The sequence below is a fragment of the Arthrobacter sp. TmtSoilC51 genome, assembly GCF_055388015.1.
The window spans coordinates 845,575-863,549 of record NZ_AP035877.1 but is presented as its reverse complement, the minus strand read 5'-3'; the positions used below and the strand labels follow the sequence as shown (position 1 = coordinate 863,549).

Genomic DNA, 17,975 nt, shown 5'->3' with positions numbered 1-17,975 from the left:
CTTCTGGTTATCAGTTATTTCTTGGCGAGCTCGGGCTCCGCCGTGCGCCTGGAGTCCTTCTCCAACTCGGCCTGGAACGCTGCGTAGCGGGCCAGGTGCGCCGGGCGGCGACGCAGGACGAACCAAGCGACACCCAGGATCAAGAACCACACCGGCGTGGCCAGCAGCGCCGCAAAAGTGTCCGGCTGTGTGGTCAAGGTCCAGAGCACGAACGCAAAGAATGCGAAGACCACCCACACCATGGCTATGCCACCGGGCATCTTGAACGCGGAGGCATCGTGCAGGTGCGCCCGGCGCTTCCGGAAGGCCAGGTAGCTGGCAAGGATGATCGACCATACGAAGACGAAGCAGACCGCGGACACAGTGGTCACCATGTCAAACGCCTTGCCGATGTCCTGGCCGGCATACATGAGGACGACGCCGGACAGCAGGAGAACGCAGGAAAGGAACAGTGCGTTGCGGGGTACTTTGCGTCCGGACAATGCCCCGAAAACGGCGGGTGCGTCGCCTTCCTGGGCCAGCCCGTAGACCATGCGGGACGTGGAGTAGATACCCGAGTTGGCCGAAGACGTAGCGGAGCTCAGAACCACGAGGTTGACGATGGTCGCCGCGGCTCCCAGGCCAGCCAGGGAGAACATGGCAATGAACGGGCTGTGGCCGGCGGCGAACTGGGTCCACGGAGTGACGGACATCAGGATGATGAGTGCTCCCACGTAGAACAGCAGCACGCGGATCGGAATCGAGTTGATGGCCTTGGGCAGGTTCTTCTCCGGGTCCTTGGCCTCGGCGGCCGTGGTGCCTACCAGTTCAATGCCCACGAACGCGAACACGGCGATCTGGAAACCGGCAACGAAGCCCATGAATTCGTTCGGGAAGAAGCCACCGTGGCTCCACAGGTTGGTGAAGGTGGCCGGTCCGGCGTCGGACTGGAAGCCGCTGAAAATCATGAACAGGCCGACGATGATGAGGGCTGCGATGGCGACGATCTTGATGAGGGCGAACCAGAACTCGGTCTCGCCGAACGCCTTCACCGTAGCCAGGTTAAGGAGCAGCAGGATGCCGATGGTGATCAATCCGGGTACCCAGAGCGGAAGGGAAGGCCAGAGCTCCTTGGAGTACCCGGCGATCGCGATCACATCCGCGATGCCCGTAATGACCCAACAGAACCAGTAGGTCCAGCCGGTGAAGAACCCGGCCCAAGGACCCAGCAGGTCCGCTGCGAAGTCGCTGAAGGATTTGTAATTCAGGTTGCTCAGGAGCAACTCGCCCATGGCCCGCATGACGAAGAACAGCATGAAGCCGATGATCATGTACACGAAAATCACGGAGGGACCGGCAGCAGAAATCGTCTTTCCAGAGCCCATGAACAGGCCGGTGCCAATCGCACCGCCGATCGCGATCAGCTGGATGTGGCGGTTACTGAGTTGGCGTTCGAGATGTGGCGAGTCTGCTGGACCGGAGGCGGCGGATGATGGGCGCTGAATCGTCAAGAGGAACTCCATTGTTCAGGCGGCACAGGGTGCCACGATGATTCGGGTTCCTCCCCGCTCTGTAGGTGGACCTGAGAGTTTCCGCAGGGATGGCCTGCTTGCACCTTCGGTGAGCCCGGATGACCGGACTGCTTTCCAGAGTTGCCTCGCCGCGGCGGTACATGGGCCTGAGAGATTCCTGGGGAGGGTTTGCTCCTACGGCGCCTGACGGGATGTACCGGCAGGACTCTCCCGCCGCAGATCAAAAGCGCGCACCACCTTGCCGGTGATGCAGCTCACACACTAGCGAAGCGTTGGACTCATCGCAACCGAAGGCAACTAGCTGCCCAGAATACTTCGTGCGATTTCGTCGGCATCCCGCAGGGTTCGCTGGCCGCTGGCATACGCCTTCCCCGTCGCAGGACGCGCCTCTGCAGCAATGGCTGTTCCCCACTGGGTCGCCGATAGTTGGAGGCCCAAAACATACATGCCTTCAGTTACCGAGCCGTTGGAAGCTACAGGTCTGTACGGGTGCGGTTCCACATCCAAGCCCGTTGTTTGTACCGGCGTGCCCTCGGCACTCATCATGATTTTGGTCCGCACAAGGCCGTCGGCCATGAGCTGCTCCAGTAGCGGGGAAATATTAATGCCCACCCGGTTGGCCGGCGACATCGCTTCAATCAAAGTAGGTGCCTCGGCGGGCCCGTCGTGGACCCAGGGCGAAACCGCACGGAAAACCTTAGCGCTTCTATCCACGCTGAACTTCGGGTCGGGGCCAACGAAACCAACGACGCCGGCACGCGCCAAAGCTGCCAACTGCTCCGAACGCAGTGCCGGGGCTCCGCTTGCAAGGCCCTCAACGAACGATTCGAACCATCCACGCAGTTCAGCCACCCACGATTCGTCCGTGATTCCCCCGTCTGCCACAACGGACTTGAGGATCGCCCTGCCCGTGTGGAGGGCGCCGATGGCCATTTTCACGGGATCCGCCTCGCCCAGGGCTGAGCGTCGTGCGTCGTCGTCAAGGTAGGCGGTTACTGCCAGATCCAGCTCCTTGCGGGACGCGAAAGTGCGCCCGGCCAACGGCGCAGCGAGTCCGCGGACATTCAGTCGACGGGAGGCAACCACGTGCTTGTCCACCAAGGCGGCAACGTCGCTTTCCCAGTTGGCAGTGGTGTGCGCATGGGGCTGCAACGCATCCTCAAGGTCCGCGAGGAACTGCGCCGCATCGCGGATGGCGGCAGGCTGCGACCTGGCAAGGGTGGAGTAATAGGCCCACAAGGCGTCGCGGTGCAGGAGCGGCCAAAGATCGTGGTCGAATCCGGGCTGGATACCGGCTGCCCTGAACCGGTCCACCGCCGCTTCAGTCAGGTAGCGCATGGTGACGCTGCGGGGGTAATACCCCACCAACCCAGCCTTGGCCCGGTACGGTGTGCCGCGCCGGGACGCTGCGATAATCCGGGGTTCCCTGCCCGACGGCCGGTACTCGAGAACTCCGGCTCCCGGTACGCCCGCTTCAACGAACTTGCCTCCGCGCCCCTCGGTCAGCTGGCCCATGACGTCAAAGAAATTCAGTCCCATGCCACGCACCAGGACAGGCTCGTTGTCCGGCACCCGCTGCCAGTCGACGTCGGCCGGTGGTGCAGGCGGGAAGTAAAGGAGGCCGTGCTCATCGGCGGCCCGTTGGAACGAACGCTGCTCCGGATTCAAACGTGACTCGATGTGTCCCAACGCGAGGACCACCGAGCCGACGGTGAGTGTAGTACCGTCGGCCAGTTCGACGTCGAACGCTTGCCGCATCGTGGTGGTCGAGTTGACTGGAACCGGGCGCGCCGCCACGGCGGACGTCTCATGGAAGGTTACCTCCACGCCGTCGGGCATCCGCTTCAGCAGTTCCGCCAAAGTCTGCCGCAGGTACCGTCCGTAGAGCGCCCGGCTGGGAAAATCGTGGGACTCGAGTGTAGCCAACTCCGCCTTTTCGGCGTCGTTCAGGCCCTGCCCATCACGACGCCGGGCCGCGCGCCACTGGTCGAAGGAACCGCCTGCCAGGGGCGGAGCGAGCTTGGGGTCTTCAGGAATGAGAGTGGGATAGAAGGCCTGGGTGTTCATCAAGTACAGCCTGGACTGCTCCGGCTGCCACACATGGCCGGATGCTGCGGGGAAAGGATCCACAACGTGGATGTGCAGTGTGCGCTGCCCAGTATCGCTCTGGTTCGCCCGGTTCGTGGCCCCCGCAACCCAATTCGCGAGCAACCGCTCAAGGACACTTGTGCCCCGGGGGCCGGCCCCAATCAGGGCAACACGGTTGATTTGCGATTTAGCCACGCTCAAGCCTAACTTCCTGTGACTTGCTTCCTGTTGAAAAGTGTTGCTTGGATGGGGCAATGACCACCACAGAAGCTGATCAGACGCCCCTCCCTGACAACGACACTGATCTGGAGACCAAGTCCGGGCCTCGCCACGCTGCGGCAATCGCGCCCGAACCCACGGATGAGAACGTGTGGTTGGAGGACATTCACGGCGAAGAACAGCTTGCCTGGGTCCGCGAACAGAACGCGCGAACCGAAGATTTGCTGGAGGACGCAGACTACGCAGCGGTTGAAGCCGGCATCCTGGAGGTCCTGGATTCAACTGACCGGATCGCCATGGTGAACAAACGCGGCGATTTCTACTACAACTTCTGGAAGGACCAGGAGCACCCCAAGGGCCTTTGGCGCCGTACTACCTGGGAAAGTTACGTTTCCGAGGCTCCCGAATGGGACGTCCTGCTGGACATCGATGCCCTGGCCGCCGCAGAAGGCGTCGAGTGGGTGTTCCATGGGGCTGGGTTCCTCCGTCCGTTGGACGGCGACGAGTACCGCTTGGCCATGGTTTCGCTATCCCCCGACGGCGGCGACGCCAACCGCCACCGCGAGTTCGACATCGAATCCCGCACCTTTGTTGACCCTGCCGCTGGCGGATTCGATGTGCCCACGGCAAAAGGCAACGTGAGTTGGCTGGACGCGGACACGCTGCTGGTGTCCAGTACGGCAGAGGGGTTGCCTGCAACTACCTCGTCGTACGCCCGAACCGGCGTGAAGCTGCGTCGCGGCCAGTCCCTTGCCCAGGCCGAGCGGATCTTCGACATCCCTGAAGACCACATGCTGGCCATGGTGGCACATGACTCGACCCCGGGCTTCGAACGGACCTTCGCCGTCGACTACATCGACTTCTATAACCGCACTACGTGGCTGTTGCGCGAGGACTCATGGGTTGCCATCGATGTTCCCACCGATGTGAACATCAGCGCGCACCGCGAATGGTTGATGTTCCGCCCGCAGAAGGACTGGGACGTGTCCGGTGCTACCTACCCCGCCGGTTCCTTGCTGGCCGCAGACTTCGAGGGCTATTTGGCCGGATCGCGGCAGTTCGTGGTGCTGTTTGCCCCTGACCACCACACTTCCCTGCAGTCATGGAGTTGGACCAAGGACTATCTGCTGCTTAACCTGCTGCGCGACGTCTCCTCCGAGATCAGGGTGCTGGACCCTTCCCGCGTGGATTCCGACGGCGGCTGGGTTGCCACCGTCCTGGACGCTTGTCCGCCGCTTCACGACGTCAATGCGTACGCCGTGGACGATGAAGACGATTCCGACTCCGGCGCGGGAAATGACTACTGGTTGATCGCCACCGGCTTCACCACGCCCACTACCCTCACCCGAGGGACCCTCACTGCAGGGCCGGCGGCTTCATCCGTTACCGGACCGGCTGCCGGGGTCACCAGCCAGCACGCCGTGGTGAAGCGATCGCCGTCGTTCTTCAATGACGGCGACTATGAGGTCCAGCAGCATTTCGCTGTCTCGGCGGATGGGACGAAAGTCCCCTACTTCCAGGTGGCATCCAAGGACCTGGTCCTGGACGGACAAAATCCCACTCAGCTTTCCGGCTATGGAGGCTTCGAAGTTTCCCGCACGCCTGCCTACAGCGGCACCATTGGCAGGGCTTGGCTGGAGCGTCGCACTTCCGCCGCTGCCTTGGCAGACGGGTCCGGCTCACACGCACGCGGGGGCGTGTACGTCGTTGCGAACATCCGCGGTGGCGGCGAATACGGACCCTCGTGGCACAGGGCAGCGTTGCAGGAAAAGCGGCACCGGGCCTACGAAGACTTCGCTGCCGTGGCGCAGGACCTGATTTCCCGCGGCGTGACCAGCCGCTGTCGACTCGGCTGCGTGGGCGGGTCCAACGGCGGCCTGTTGGTGGGCAACATGCTGACCCAGTACCCCGAGCTGTTCGGTGCGGTGTCCTGCGGCGTGCCGTTGCTGGACATGCGCCGCTACACCAAGCTCTCTGCCGGATATTCATGGATCGCGGAGTACGGAGACCCCGATGTGCCTGAGCAGTGGGATTTCATCCGTACGTTCTCGCCCTATCACCTGCTTCACGACGGCGTCGAGTACCCCGAAACGTTCATCTGGACCGCGACCTCGGATGATCGGGTAGGCCCCGTTCAAGCCCGAAAGATGGCAGCCCGGATGCAGGCGATGGGTATCCCGAATGTCTGGTTCCACGAAGCACTCGAAGGCGGGCACGCGGGCGCCTCGGACAACCGACAGGCCGCCGCGCTCCAAGCGAGAAGCAACCACTTTCTCTGGCGCGCGTTGGCCGGGAGCAACTGACGGTCGTTCCTCATCGGCGGCGGTTTTGCACTGGACGGCACGTTCTGCGTATCCTTGGTGGGCTAGCAATAGCAAATGGAGACGTGCCAGAGCGGCCGAATGGGCTTCACTGCTAATGAAGTGTGGGGCACAACTCCACCGGGGGTTCAAATCCCCCCGTCTCCGCGATTTGGTCCCGGTTTTCGAACCGGGACCTTTTGCGTTTAACCCAGCCCTTCCGCCGCGCTGGGCTTAGCTGTGCTTCGCTCCGTGGCTGACTTCGGCGCCAGCATGCCGGTGAAGGGCCAGGCTGTCCACAGTGCTGGCCAGCATCAGCACAGCCATGGCTATGAAGGCCCCCTTATAGGCCGACACCTGGTCCGCCCCAAGCACGTCCGTTGCCTCGAACAGCCTCAGGAACAAAGCACCCACGGCGATCCCTGCCGCAGCCGCCAACTGGACGAGCGTCGCCGAGATCGCGTTGGCCGAGGGCAACTGTTCCGGCCCAATGTCGGCATACTGCACGGAAGCGTAGGCGGAGAAGCCTATGGATCGGAAGGCCCCGCTGAACAGCAACAACGCGAAAATAATGGGCTCGGGTGTTTGGGCATCCAGCAACGCACACAAGGCAAACGTCACGGCTGACGCGAACGATGCAAAGACCAGAACCGGTTTGAACCCAAAGCGCCTTATCAGGGGCGTGGTGGCTGGCTTGATCCCGATGTTGCCCACGAAAACCGCAGCCACCATGACTCCGGCTTTCAGGGGATCCCAGCCAAATCCATCCTGGAACATCAAAGGCAGCAGGAACGGGACCGAACTGATGGTCAGCCGGTAAATGAAACCGCCCGTGGATGTCGCCCTGAAAGTCCTGGTGCCGAACACGCTGAGGTTGAACAGCGGAACACTTGCTTTGCTCATCCACCAGACGGCACCTGCCAGAGACATGACCCCCGCGATGACCACCACGACGGCCAGCACATTGGATGCATGTCCACCCAACGTTTCCAGACCCACTACAAGGGACCCCACGCCGACAGTAGTCAGCAGCAGGCCAAACCAGTCAAGGCGGCGTTGGGCATCAAAATGTGTCTGCGGCACCAACCTGAGCGCGGCGATGAAGGCGGCCAGGCCGAGTGGGACGTTGATGATGAAGATCCAGTGCCACGACAGGAAAGTTGTGAGGGCTCCGCCCACCATTGGAGCCAAAACCGGAGCAAGGAGGCCGGGCCACACCAAGTAGGCAGTGGCACGGAGAAGTTCAGATTTGGGGGTGCCCCGCAATACCACCAGCGTGCCCACAGGAACCATCATGGCCCCGCCCATCCCCTGCGCCACCCGGCTGAACGTCAGCATGGTCAAGTCGGTGCTGACTGCGCAGAGGAGGGAAGCAACGGTGAACACAGATATGGCCAGACAGAAGATCCTGCGCGCGCCGAACCGCTCGGCAAGCCAACTGCTCAACGGGATGCCCATTGCAACCGTCACTAAATACGCAGTCATGGTGATGTTGATGTCAGCCGGTGCCGCCCGGAAATCTGATGCGATGCTGGGAATGGCCGTGGTGAGGATGGTCCCGTCGAGAAACTCCATGAAGAATGTTGCCGCCACCAACAAGGCCAATCGCGGGCGCCAACTGGTTTCGTTGGCCGCTTCGACGTCCGTGTTGCTCGGGTTTGTGCTCATGGCTCCGGTCCAGGTTTTCGGCTGGGTGGCCCGCGACAGGCAGCGGGTGTGTTTTGCTCGATCCTATAGAGGCAAACTGGCAGCGTTCACAACATGACGCTTTTCAGCACTTACACGTGACGCCCTACCCCGCTTGAGCCCTACCCCGCTTGAGCCAGGGCGAGCGGTAGCACCGCACCCACGCCGGAAAGTCTGAGAGCCCTCGCAGCGATGGTCAATGTCCACCGGCTGTCGATGAGGTCGTCCACCAAGAGCACTGGCTGCCCGACAATACCTCCGAGCGCCTGCGCGAGCTCCGGGCCAACGGCTAGGCGGTCCCACACTCCTGCGAGCCTGTAAGCGCTGTTGCCGCCACGGGATCCTGTGGGACCTCCATTCTCTGGCTGCAACTGACCCAGGTACGGCATCCGCCCTATGCCCGCGATTCCTTGCGCCAGGGAGTCCACAAGTTGCGGCTTGCTCCTCGAGGGAATGCTGACAACTGCCGCCGGGCGACCCACCCCACTCCAGGCTGCTCCGCCGTCTGCCCCCGACCATTCGCGCAGCACCTGGACGCAGGCCTGCAGCATCGCGGGGTCCACGGCACGATCGGGGGCCCCGGCACCGAAGAGCTCGCGGAGCGCGCCACCCCACCCAAGGTCCGTCAGCCTGGCCAGGACGCGGCCTTCAGCGATGCTTTCATGCGGCTTGATCTTGCCCTTGACCCCCACGCCCAGCCTTTCCATCCCGCTGGGCCACTGAAGCCGCGGCTCCACCGCGATTCCGGCTCGTCGGAGCGTCTGGCCTGCTGCATCGACCGCAGCAGCTGCAATGTCCACCGGGAACCAGCGTCCCGCGCAATTGTCACAACGGCCGCACGGGGCTGCGGACTCGTCATCGAGCACGGAGGTGATGTACTCCATGCGACAACCTGCGGTGTCCTGGTAGATCACCATGGAGTCCTGCTCATCCACCCGGGCCTCCGCGATTCGCGCATAGCGCTCGGCATCGTAGGTCCATGGCCGTCCTGTGGCCCGCCAACCGCCACCTACGCGTTCAACTGCACCGTCAACTGCCAAAACCTTAAGGAGGAGTTCCAGGGGCGTACGGCGAAGGTCCACGCGAGCCTCCAGCGCCACGGTGGACGTGGCCGTGTTGGCCTCACCAAGCACCCTCAGCACGGCGTCGGCTTTTTCGGCTGAAGGCATGGATGCGGTGGCAAAGTATTGCCATATTTCGCGGTCTTCGGAGCCAGGAAGCAACAGGACGTCCGCGTTGGCTGCGCCTCGGCCAGCCCGGCCAACCTGCTGGTAATAGGCAACCGGCGAGGACGGCGCTCCGAGGTGGATGACGAAGCCGAGATCCGGTTTATCGAATCCCATCCCCAACGCGGAGGTGGCCACAAGCGCCTTGACCTGGTTGTCCTTGAGGAGTTGTTCTGCCCGCTCGCGATCGGCCGGATCCGTCCGGCCGGTGTAGGACAACACGTTGTGTCCAGCCTCGGAAAGAAGCCGGGCGGTGTCCTCTGCGGCTGAAACAGTCAGTGTGTAAATGATCCCGCTGCCGGGCAGGTCAGCCAGGTGCGTCAGCAACCAACCCAGGCGATCACGTGAGTCTGCGAGATTGAGAACGCCGAGCCGGAGCGACTCACGGCCAAGTGCGCCCCTGATGGTCAGGACTCCGGCGCCGAGTTGTTCCTCGATATCGTGAACCACGCGTGAGTTTGCAGTAGCCGTGGTGGCCAGGACTGGAACGGATTCAGGCAGCTGCGCAATGAGATCCGCGATTCGCCGGTAATCGGGCCTGAAGTCGTGACCCCAATCCGAAATACAGTGGGCTTCGTCGATGACGAGCAACCCGGTCCTCCGGATCAGCTCGGGCAACTGGTTCTCCCTGAACGAGGGATTGGTGAGGCGCTCGGGCGATACCAGGAGAACGTCAACCTCGTCAGCTGCCAAGTGGGCCAGGACAGTGTCCCACTCAAGTGCGTTGGCAGAGTTGATGGCTACTGCACGGACTCCGGCCCGTGCGGCTGCCGCCACTTGGTCCCGCATGAGCGCGAGAAGTGGAGACACGATCAGCGTGGGCCCGGCACCCCTGCGGCGCAGCAACAAGGAAGAGACGAAGTAGACGGCTGATTTTCCCCAACCAGTGCGTTGGACCACCAGCGCACGGCGGCCAGCGTCCACCAAGGCCTCAATGGCCTCGAACTGGCCGTCATGGAAGTCAGCTTCAGGGTGCCCCACAAGCTCGCGAAGACAAGCCAAAGCCTGCTGACGGGTAGGGGATTCCACGGAAACGACGGCATTTAGGGGATTGTTGGCCATGGACCCAGTATTCCAGCAGCCCCTGACAGCCAGAACCCGGTGCCCCGGCTATGTGGATAGCGGCTTTCCATAGGACTGGCTTTCCACATAGCAGGTACCCCGGTTCATGCTCAATTGCGTCGCCACAGTAGGATTGAGCCCGTGACTAGCGAGCAGAACAAGAACTTCGACCTCTCGGCATCCTTCAAGGCGTACGACGTCCGGGGCATCGTGGGGGAATCCATCACGGCCGAAATCGTCGAGGCAGTCGGTGCTGCCTTCATCGACGTCTTGGGCCTTGAGGGTGAAACCGTCCTTGTTGGCGGGGACATGCGCCCGTCCTCGCCGGAATTCAGCCAGGCCTTCGCAAACGGTGCTGCCACCCGGGGCGCCAACGTCCAGTTGCTGGACCTGATCTCCACCGACGAGCTTTACTACGCCTGCGGTGCCCTGAACGCAGCCGGTGCCACGTTCACCGCCAGCCACAACCCGGCCGAGTACAACGGCATCAAAATGGCCAAGGCCGGGGCGCAACCCATTTCCTCCGAGAGCGGCCTGAAGGAAATCCAGGCCCTCGCCGAGCAGTACCTGAACGAACGCAACATCCCCGCCGCAGCGGTGCGCGGGCAGATCGGCGTCCGGGACGTGTTGAAGGACTACTCCGAATACCTGCGCCAGCTGGTGGACCTCTCTGGTTCCCGTCCGTTGAAGATCGTCGTGGATGCCGGCAACGGTATGGCCGGGCTGACCACCCCGGCAGTGCTTGGCAACAAACTCCTCCCAGCATTGCCGTTCGAGATCATCCCGCTTTACTTCGAACTGGACGGCTCGTTCCCGAACCACCCGGCCAACCCGCTGGAACCGGAAAACCTCCGCGACCTCCAAGCCGCCGTCATCAAGCACGGCGCGGACATCGGCCTGGCTTTCGACGGCGACGCCGACCGCTGCTTCGTGATCGACGAAAAGGGCGAGCCCGTCTCCCCTTCGGCGATCACCGGCATGGTCGCACGCCGCGAGATCGCCCGCGCCCGGGCCGCAGGTGAACAGACCCCGGTGATCATCCACAACCTGCTCACGTCCAAGGCCGTTCCCGAGCTCGTGGCCAAGGACGGCGGCCGGGCCGTCCGGACCCGGGTCGGTCATTCCTTCATCAAAGCTGTCATGGCCGAAGAAGGTGCCGTGTTCGGCGGGGAGCACTCCGCCCACTTCTATTTCCGTGATTTCTGGAACGCGGACACCGGCATGCTCGCCGCGATGCACGTCCTGGCAGCACTCGGTGAGCAAGATGGTCCCTTGTCCGAGCTCGGCCGCGAGTACGAGCCCTACGTTTCCTCTGGGGAAATCAACTCCGAGATCGAAGACAAAGCAGGCGCCGTCGAGCGGGTCCGCCTCGATTTCCAGGCCGATGATGTCGAGATAGACCACATGGACGGCAGCACCTTCACCGCCACGGATGGGAGCTGGTGGTTCAACCTGCGCCCCTCCAACACCGAGCCCTTCCTCCGCCTGAACGCCGAAGCCAAGGACCTCCCCACCATGGAAAAAATCCGCGACCGCGTCCTGGCACTCGTCCGGGCATAAGGACAGGCGAACATGAGCGAGCAGCCCATCGATGATGCCGCTTCAACCGGGACTGTCCAAGAGCGTGAACTCCGGGAGATTCTGGGTACGGCCTTGGGAACTGCCCAGGAGCACATACTGCAGAATGGCGGCTTCCTTCCCTTCGGGATCACGCTCTCGCACGAGGGTGAGGTGCGGATTGTCATGGTTTCTCCAGGCGAACCGGACGAGGATGGTCACATTGATGCCGGGACAATGTTGACGGACGTTCATGAATTGCTCCGTCAGGGCCGGAACGATTATCGGGCCGTGGCCATCGCAAGTGATGTCGCACTGCCCGAGCATGGCTCTGACGGCATCCATGGCACCGCCGAGCACCGGGATGGCGGGGTCATGGCAGCAGTAATCCCCTACGCCCAAACAGCCGATGGCTTCGCCTTCGGCTCCCTGGAGCCTGACACCCATGAGCCCTCGCTCTGGGTGGACTAGACCTGACTGCGTAAGCTGATGCCATGAAAATCAACGCGTTCGCAGATGTGAGCCTCCGCGCCGTCATGGTGTTGGCTTCCGCCCCTGAGGGTACGTTGCTGACAACCCAGGCTGTTGCCGACGCTGTAGGGACTCCGTATAACCATGTCAGTAAGGCCATGGTCCGATTGCGTAGCCTTGGATTGATTGATGTGGAACGAGGCCGACTTGGTGGCTCGCGCCTGAACGAAGCTGGGCGCCAAGCAACTGTTGGCCAACTCCTTCGCCACCTGGACAGTCGGCAGGACCCAGCCGAATGCCAGTCTCCCAACCGCGACTGCCCCCTCATCACAGAGTGCGGTCTCCGCCACGCCATGAACCGCGCCCGCGAAGCGTTCTATCGCGAGCTCGACACCGTCGTCATCTCCTCCCTGCCGCATGCCCGGCAAATGAATCCGGTCTTCCAAACGATCGGCCTCCGGCCCGAGTTCAGGACCCCCGCAACCCTGCCCTGACCACCTGCCTATAGGCTGGCACTCCGATTTGCACATCTTTTCTACAAGGAGTAGAAATTGAGGTGTAAATACAGGCATTTCAAATACTTGTATTGTGACGGTCCGATCGACCAAGCCGGGCCCCTACCCCCAGGAGAACCATGCTCTCGGAAAAATCCCGCCCCATCATTGAAGCCACTCTTCCGCTGGTCGGGTCGCGTATTAGTGACATCACCGCCGATTTCTACAAGCGCCTCTTTGCAGCACACCCCGAGTTGCTGGACGGCCTTTTCAGCCGCTCCAACCAGCGTTCTGGCGACCAACAACAGGCACTCGCCGGGAGCATTGCAGCCTTTGCGAGCCATCTTGTGAACAACCCGGGCACACTCCCGGAAAAGGTCCTGGCCCGGATCGCCCACAAGCACGCCTCACTGGGCATTGCTGAAGAGCAGTACGGCGTGGTTTACGAGCACCTCTTCGCAGCAATCGCCGCTGACCTGGCGGACGTCATCACACAGGAAATCGCCGAGGCATGGACGGAGGTTTACTGGCTTATGGCAGACGCCCTGATCAAGCTCGAAAAGGACCTCTATGCTTCCCAGGCGAACAACAAAATGTGGATGCCTTGGCGCGTGGTCGCGAAAATGCCGGCGGGCAAGGACGCTATGACGTTCACCTTGGAACCCGCCGATGATACTCCTGTTACAGCGGCCCTGCCCGGCCAGTACGTCAGCGTCAAGGTCGCGCTCCCGGACGGCCTGCGCCAGGTGCGGCAGTATTCACTGTCAGGCGACGCTGGAACCAGCCGGATCTTCACCACTAAGCTCAACGACGGTGGCGAGGTGTCAACCGCCCTGCATACCGGAGTCGAACCTGGCGATGTCCTGGAAATCTCCAACCCCTATGGCGAGATCACCCTCAAGGACGGCGAAGGACCGGTTGTGCTCGCATCAGCGGGCATCGGATGCACGCCGACGGCGTCGATTCTTCGCTCCCTGGCTGAGGCCGGAACAGATCGCCAGGTTCTTGTCCTTCACGCCGAACGCTCCATGGACAGTTGGGCCCTGAGCGGCCAAATGACTGCAGACGCGGCAAGCATTGACGCGGAGCTGCAGCTCTGGCTGGAGTCCCCGCAGCCCGGCAACAAAGCGCAGGGCACCAACGAAGGCTTCATGTCCCTGCGGGAAGTCGACCTGCCGGCAGATGCTTCGCTCTACTTGTGCGGCCCGCTGCCGTTCATGAAGAAAATCCGCGACGAAGCCATCGACGCCGGTATCCCGGCAACCCGAATCCACTACGAGGTCTTCGGTCCGGACGTCTGGCTGGCGAACTAACGCAAGAAGCCCTCAAAGCACGACGGCGGCCCGTCACCTTTCCAGCGAAAGGTGACGGGCCGTCGTCGTTCACTTAAGACGCCATTGTCTTAAGAGGTCTAGCCCAGGCGGGACTTGAGTCCATCCAGCTCGGACTGCAGTGCCGCCGGGAGGGATCCGCCGAAGTTGGCGAACCATTCCTCGATGGATGCCAGCTCGGTTGCCCACTCATCGGCGTCAACACGCACGGCAGACTCGACCTCGGCCGGAGTCATGTCCAAGCCCTCAAGGTCGATCGACTCGCCGGTTGGGACGAAGCCAATGGGGGTTTCCACGGCGTCGGCCTTGCCTTCGAGGCGTTCGATTGCCCACTTGAGCACACGGGCGTTGTCCCCGAAGCCAGGCCAGGCGAAGCCGCCCTCGGCCGTGCGACGGAACCAGTTGACCAGGAAGATCTTGGGCAAGCGCTCCGGGTTTGCCTTGGCGGACAGGTTGACCCAGTGGTTCAGGTAGTCACCTGCGTCGTAGCCAATGAACGGCAGCATGGCCATGGGGTCGCGGCGAACAACGCCGACGGCGCCGGCAGCTGCAGCCGTGGTCTCCGAAGACAGAGTGGAGCCCATGAAGATGCCGTTTGACCAGTCGCGGGCCTCGGTGACCAGCGGGATGGTGGTCTTGCGGCGGCCGCCGAAGAGGATCGCGGACAGCTCCACGCCTTCCGGGCTGAAGTATTCCTCAGCCAGCATGTCGATCTGGTCGATCGGCGTGCAGAAGCGGGAGTTCGGGTGCGCGGCGGGGGCGTCGGAGTCCGGAGTCCAGGAGTTTCCGCGCCAGTCGGTCAGGTGCGCCGGAGTTTCCTCGGTCATACCTTCCCACCACACGCCACCGTCATCGGTCAGGGCGACGTTGGTGAAGATGCTGTTGCCCTTGGCGATGGCGCGCATGGCGTTGGGGTTGGTGCCCCAGCCGGTGCCCGGAGCGACGCCGAACAGGCCAGCTTCCGGGTTGACGGCGCGGAGCTCGCCTTCCTTGCCGAAACGCATCCAGGTGATGTCGTCGCCAAGGGTTTCGACTTTCCATCCCTTGATGGTGGGGTCCAGCAGCGCGAGGTTGGTCTTGCCGCAAGCCGAGGGGAAGGCAGCGGAGATGTAGTAGGTCTTCTGCTCCGGGGAGGTCAGCTTGAGGATGAGCATGTGCTCGGCAAGCCAACCCTCATCGCGGGCCATCACGGAGGCGATGCGCAGCGCGTAGCACTTCTTGCCCAACAGCGCGTTTCCGCCGTAGCCGGAACCGAAGGACCAGATGGAACGCTCTTCGGGGAAGTGGACGATCCATTTGTCGGTGTTGCACGGCCACGCGACGTCGGCCTGGCCGGGTTCCAGCGGAGCGCCAAGCGAGTGGAGGGCCGGAACAAAGAATGCATCGGTCTGGGTAATGCGGTCCAGGACGTCCGTGCCAATGCGGGCCATGATGCGCATGGAGGCAACGACGTAGGCGGAGTCAGTGATCTCGACGCCGAACTTCGGGTCCTCAGCATCCAGGTGGCCCATGACGAACGGGATGACGTACATGGTGCGGCCGCGCATGGAGCCGGCGAACAGTCCGCGCAGCTTCTGCTTCATCTCGGCCGGAGCCATCCAGTTGTTCGTGAACCCTGCGTCGCGCTCATTCTCGGAGCAGATGAAGGTCTGCTCTTCCACGCGGGCAACGTCGGCGGGGTCGGAGAACGCCGCGAAGGAATTCGGGAATGTTTCCGGGTTCAGCCTCTTCAGGGTGCCTGCCTCGACCAGTTCGTCGGTCAGCTTCTTGTTTTCTGCTTCGCTGCCATCAACCCAGTGGATGCGGTCCGGCTGAGTCAGCTCGGCAACTTCCTCAACCCAGGCCAGCAGGCGTGCATGCGTAGTAGGTGCCTTCTCAAGCAGCGGCAGTCGCGCCAGATCGCCCATTGCGGTTCCCTTCCTCGGGTTCAGTGGTGTGTCCTAAACGATAGGGGTCCCGGACCAGACCAATCCCCTGTCAGACATCGGACGACCGCAAGCCCGGAAAGGAAAAACCGCTAGAAATCAACACTTCCGTTTCATGGGAGGGTGATTTAAGTGACTAAGGTCACATAGACCGGTCTAGTTGCGTAGATTACAGCTTTTCGATTTGGAACTTCACATGAACTTCTGTAAAGTTTATTGAGGTTCGAGGGGGTCAGAGAAACAGACCGCCGAGAATCACGCGAAATGCGCCCATAGCTCAGCTGGATAGAGCGTCTGTCTACGGAACAGAAGGTCAGGGGTTCGAATCCCTTTGGGCGCACAGATCAAGACCCGCACCGGTTCGCCGGTGCGGGTCTTTTGTTTTACCCGGGTGAGCCCAACTAATATGTAGTTTCGTTTGTCAATGGGCGTGGGGAAGCGATCCCGGGTTGGTTCCGGGGTCGCTTCCTTTTTGGTCCGGGGGTGTGCTTGTGTTCGGGGGGTCCAGCGTGTCGTTGGCGACGGCGTGGTCAGACTAATATGCGCGGGTTGATTACCGCAGGACGAGGTGTCCGGCCTGGAGATTATCGCTTCTCTAGGGATCGGGCGTGGCCTTGATGGTTGCCCATAGTTGGGTCGCGGGTTGCTCCAAGCGCTGCCGGTGTAACCGGTGGTCCCCTCCTTTTGTGCGGGTGCTCCCCCGGACGTTTAGAGGTTTTGGTGTTGCGTTGTCCGTTGGGCTTCACTGGCCAGTGACCAGCACCACCCGGCAAGTTCGCGGGCGATCGCGACATCGGCGATCACGGGACGTTTCCGGTGTTCCTGGTAAACGAGCCAGCGTTCGTGGAGGCGTTTGTTGCCGGCTTTGCCACGGGCTCTTGCCCAGGGGGTTGCCGCTTCCCAACGGGACAGCAGCTCTTTGGAGGGGTGGGTGTAGGCGCGGCGGTGGTGCCAGGCCGCTTCGACCAGGAGCCTGCGGGCGTGGGTGTTGCCTGTTTTCGTGATGGATCCCTGGGAGCGGTGCCCGCCAGATGAACTCTCGCTGGGAACGAGTCCGAGATACGCGCCTATCGTCGAGCCGGTAAAGCGGGTCCAGTCGCCGATTTCGACGGCCAGACCGAACGCTGTCAGCGTGGAGACACCCCGCAAGCACTCCAAAGAGCGCACCACGGGAGTGTATTCGCTGTCATAGGCCATGGTCCGGATGGCTTGATCGGCCCTGTCACGGCGGACAAGTGTTTCAATGACGGACTCCACGGCGAGGTCGTAGGCCAGTTGCAGTGCCGGTGAGTCAAAGTTCTGGGAGTAGAGCCAGGACAAGTGCTCATGGGTCCAGGTTCTGCCGCCGGTGTAGTGGATGCCTTGGCGCAGCAGGAGTTTGGAAACCCGGTGCCGGGCGCGCATCAGATCACCACGGATATCCTCGCGGGCACGGACCAAGTCCCGGGCAGCTTCCTGAGAGGGGCTCGGGACCGTGACCTCGGTGATCTGGTCCAGTTTCAACAACCGGGCCAGATGCAAGGCATCGTTGCGGTCTGTTTTGACCCTGTCCCCGGGCGGGCGTTGGAGTTTCGAGGGAGCCGCGACCAGACACTCGATCCCAGCAGCCAGCAAAGCCCTTGCCAGCGGAAAACCGGTAGGACCGGCCTCATACACCACCTGGCACGGGCCCGGCAGTGTCTTGATCCATCCCAGAATCTCCTGATGGTCCGGCGTCAGCCGTGCCCGGGAAATCTCGCCGGTCTGACCATCAATCGCGCACGCGACGACAGTCAAAGCGTGGACATCCAAGCCCACATGAGTACGCTCAAACATAGCTGGAACCTCCAAACTTCAAATGTGGCTCTACCCCCCTAAAACGAGTCTGGGGCAACCCACGGGATGCTTTGAAGAGAAGGTTCCAGCCCCACACCCATAGCCCTGGCCCGCCGGAACCCCCACCCCACACGTCCTTCTGATACGGGCCAGACCCGGCCGGGCAAGGCTCCGGAGCGCCATCAACAAACAAACCCCCCGAAGGCCCGCCCAAAGCTGGCGCTCCGAAACCTTGCCCGGCGACAATCGCCCCCTCAGAAGGAAACCAACCAGCCAAACCGCAGCCAGCC

11 protein-coding genes, 2 tRNA genes and 1 riboswitch are annotated in these 17,975 nt (G+C 62.3%); of the genes, 7 read left to right on the top strand and 6 right to left on the bottom strand.

Annotated elements, in window-relative coordinates:
* Positions 1–14 precede the first annotated feature (14 nt).
* Positions 15–1,502, bottom strand: a complete 1,488-nt coding sequence (gene cycA / locus ACZ5G6_RS04125; protein ID WP_498689591.1) for a D-serine/D-alanine/glycine transporter — start codon at positions 1,500–1,502, stop codon at positions 15–17.
* Positions 1,503–1,635: 133 nt separating this feature from the next.
* A riboswitch (glycine riboswitch) is annotated at positions 1,636–1,734 on the bottom strand.
* Between the two features lie 74 nt (positions 1,735–1,808).
* Positions 1,809–3,794, bottom strand: a complete 1,986-nt coding sequence (locus ACZ5G6_RS04120) for an FAD/NAD(P)-binding protein (RefSeq protein WP_498689590.1) — start codon at positions 3,792–3,794, stop codon at positions 1,809–1,811.
* Positions 3,795–3,853: 59 nt separating this feature from the next.
* Between ACZ5G6_RS04120 and ACZ5G6_RS04115 the strand changes: the two genes are divergently transcribed.
* Both ACZ5G6_RS04115 and ACZ5G6_RS04110 read left to right on the top strand, forming a co-directional pair.
* Positions 3,854–6,121, top strand: coding sequence for a prolyl oligopeptidase family serine peptidase (locus ACZ5G6_RS04115; protein WP_498689588.1), 2,268 nt, complete (start codon positions 3,854–3,856; stop codon positions 6,119–6,121).
* A gap of 77 nt (positions 6,122–6,198) precedes the next feature.
* A tRNA-Ser gene (locus tag ACZ5G6_RS04110) sits at positions 6,199–6,286 on the top strand.
* 66 nt (positions 6,287–6,352) lie between these two features.
* Here the strand turns inward: ACZ5G6_RS04110 and ACZ5G6_RS04105 are convergent.
* Positions 6,353–7,786 carry an MFS transporter gene (locus ACZ5G6_RS04105; protein ID WP_223935871.1) on the bottom strand — a complete coding sequence of 478 codons (1,434 nt, stop codon included), beginning with the start codon at positions 7,784–7,786 and terminating at the stop codon, positions 6,353–6,355.
* Positions 7,787–7,926: 140 nt separating this feature from the next.
* Positions 7,927–10,092 (bottom strand): RecQ family ATP-dependent DNA helicase, encoded by a 2,166-nt coding sequence (locus ACZ5G6_RS04100; protein ID WP_498689585.1) that lies wholly within the window; start codon positions 10,090–10,092, stop codon positions 7,927–7,929.
* Positions 10,093–10,233: 141 nt separating this feature from the next.
* Between ACZ5G6_RS04100 and ACZ5G6_RS04095 the strand changes: the two genes are divergently transcribed.
* From ACZ5G6_RS04095 to ACZ5G6_RS04080, 4 genes are all read left to right on the top strand, one after another.
* Positions 10,234–11,652 (top strand): phosphomannomutase/phosphoglucomutase, encoded by a 1,419-nt coding sequence (locus ACZ5G6_RS04095; protein WP_223935869.1) that lies wholly within the window; start codon positions 10,234–10,236, stop codon positions 11,650–11,652.
* Between the two features lie 12 nt (positions 11,653–11,664).
* Entirely contained in the window at positions 11,665–12,120 is a 456-nt protein-coding gene (locus ACZ5G6_RS04090) for a hypothetical protein (protein ID WP_223935868.1), read from the top strand.
* 23 nt (positions 12,121–12,143) lie between these two features.
* Positions 12,144–12,614, top strand: a complete 471-nt coding sequence (locus tag ACZ5G6_RS04085) for an RrF2 family transcriptional regulator (protein ID WP_223935867.1) — start codon at positions 12,144–12,146, stop codon at positions 12,612–12,614.
* Between the two features lie 140 nt (positions 12,615–12,754).
* Positions 12,755–13,927 carry a globin domain-containing protein gene (locus ACZ5G6_RS04080; protein ID WP_223935866.1) on the top strand — a complete coding sequence of 391 codons (1,173 nt, stop codon included), beginning with the start codon at positions 12,755–12,757 and terminating at the stop codon, positions 13,925–13,927.
* A 98-nt stretch (positions 13,928–14,025) separates the two neighbouring features.
* Here the strand turns inward: ACZ5G6_RS04080 and ACZ5G6_RS04075 are convergent, their stop codons facing one another.
* Positions 14,026–15,852, bottom strand: coding sequence for a phosphoenolpyruvate carboxykinase (GTP) (locus ACZ5G6_RS04075; RefSeq protein ID WP_223935865.1), 1,827 nt, complete (start codon positions 15,850–15,852; stop codon positions 14,026–14,028).
* A 284-nt stretch (positions 15,853–16,136) separates the two neighbouring features.
* Between ACZ5G6_RS04075 and ACZ5G6_RS04070 the strand changes: the two genes are divergently transcribed.
* Positions 16,137–16,210: transfer RNA gene (locus ACZ5G6_RS04070), tRNA-Arg, on the top strand.
* A gap of 368 nt (positions 16,211–16,578) precedes the next feature.
* Here the strand turns inward: ACZ5G6_RS04070 and ACZ5G6_RS04065 are convergent.
* On the bottom strand, positions 16,579–17,685 hold the full coding sequence (locus ACZ5G6_RS04065; protein WP_498685838.1) for an IS110 family RNA-guided transposase: 1,107 nt from the start codon (positions 17,683–17,685) through the stop codon (positions 16,579–16,581).
* Positions 17,686–17,975: the final 290 nt, after the last annotated feature.

Bases quoted from the DNA above. Each gene is read 5' to 3' on its own strand.
- cycA (WP_498689591.1), bottom strand. From the start codon at position 1,502: ATGGAGTTCCTCTTGACGATTCAGCGCCCATCATCCGCCGCCTCCGGT.
- ACZ5G6_RS04115 (WP_498689588.1), top strand. From the start codon at position 3,854: ATGACCACCACAGAAGCTGATCAGACGCCCCTCCCTGACAACGACACT.
- ACZ5G6_RS04105 (WP_223935871.1), bottom strand. From the start codon at position 7,786: ATGAGCACAAACCCGAGCAACACGGACGTCGAAGCGGCCAACGAAACC.
- ACZ5G6_RS04100 (WP_498689585.1), bottom strand. From the start codon at position 10,092: ATGGCCAACAATCCCCTAAATGCCGTCGTTTCCGTGGAATCCCCTACC.
- ACZ5G6_RS04090 (WP_223935868.1), top strand. From the start codon at position 11,665: ATGAGCGAGCAGCCCATCGATGATGCCGCTTCAACCGGGACTGTCCAA.
- ACZ5G6_RS04085 (WP_223935867.1), top strand. From the start codon at position 12,144: ATGAAAATCAACGCGTTCGCAGATGTGAGCCTCCGCGCCGTCATGGTG.
- ACZ5G6_RS04080 (WP_223935866.1), top strand. From the start codon at position 12,755: ATGCTCTCGGAAAAATCCCGCCCCATCATTGAAGCCACTCTTCCGCTG.
- ACZ5G6_RS04075 (WP_223935865.1), bottom strand. From the start codon at position 15,852: ATGGGCGATCTGGCGCGACTGCCGCTGCTTGAGAAGGCACCTACTACG.
- ACZ5G6_RS04065 (WP_498685838.1), bottom strand. From the start codon at position 17,685: ATGTTTGAGCGTACTCATGTGGGCTTGGATGTCCACGCTTTGACTGTC.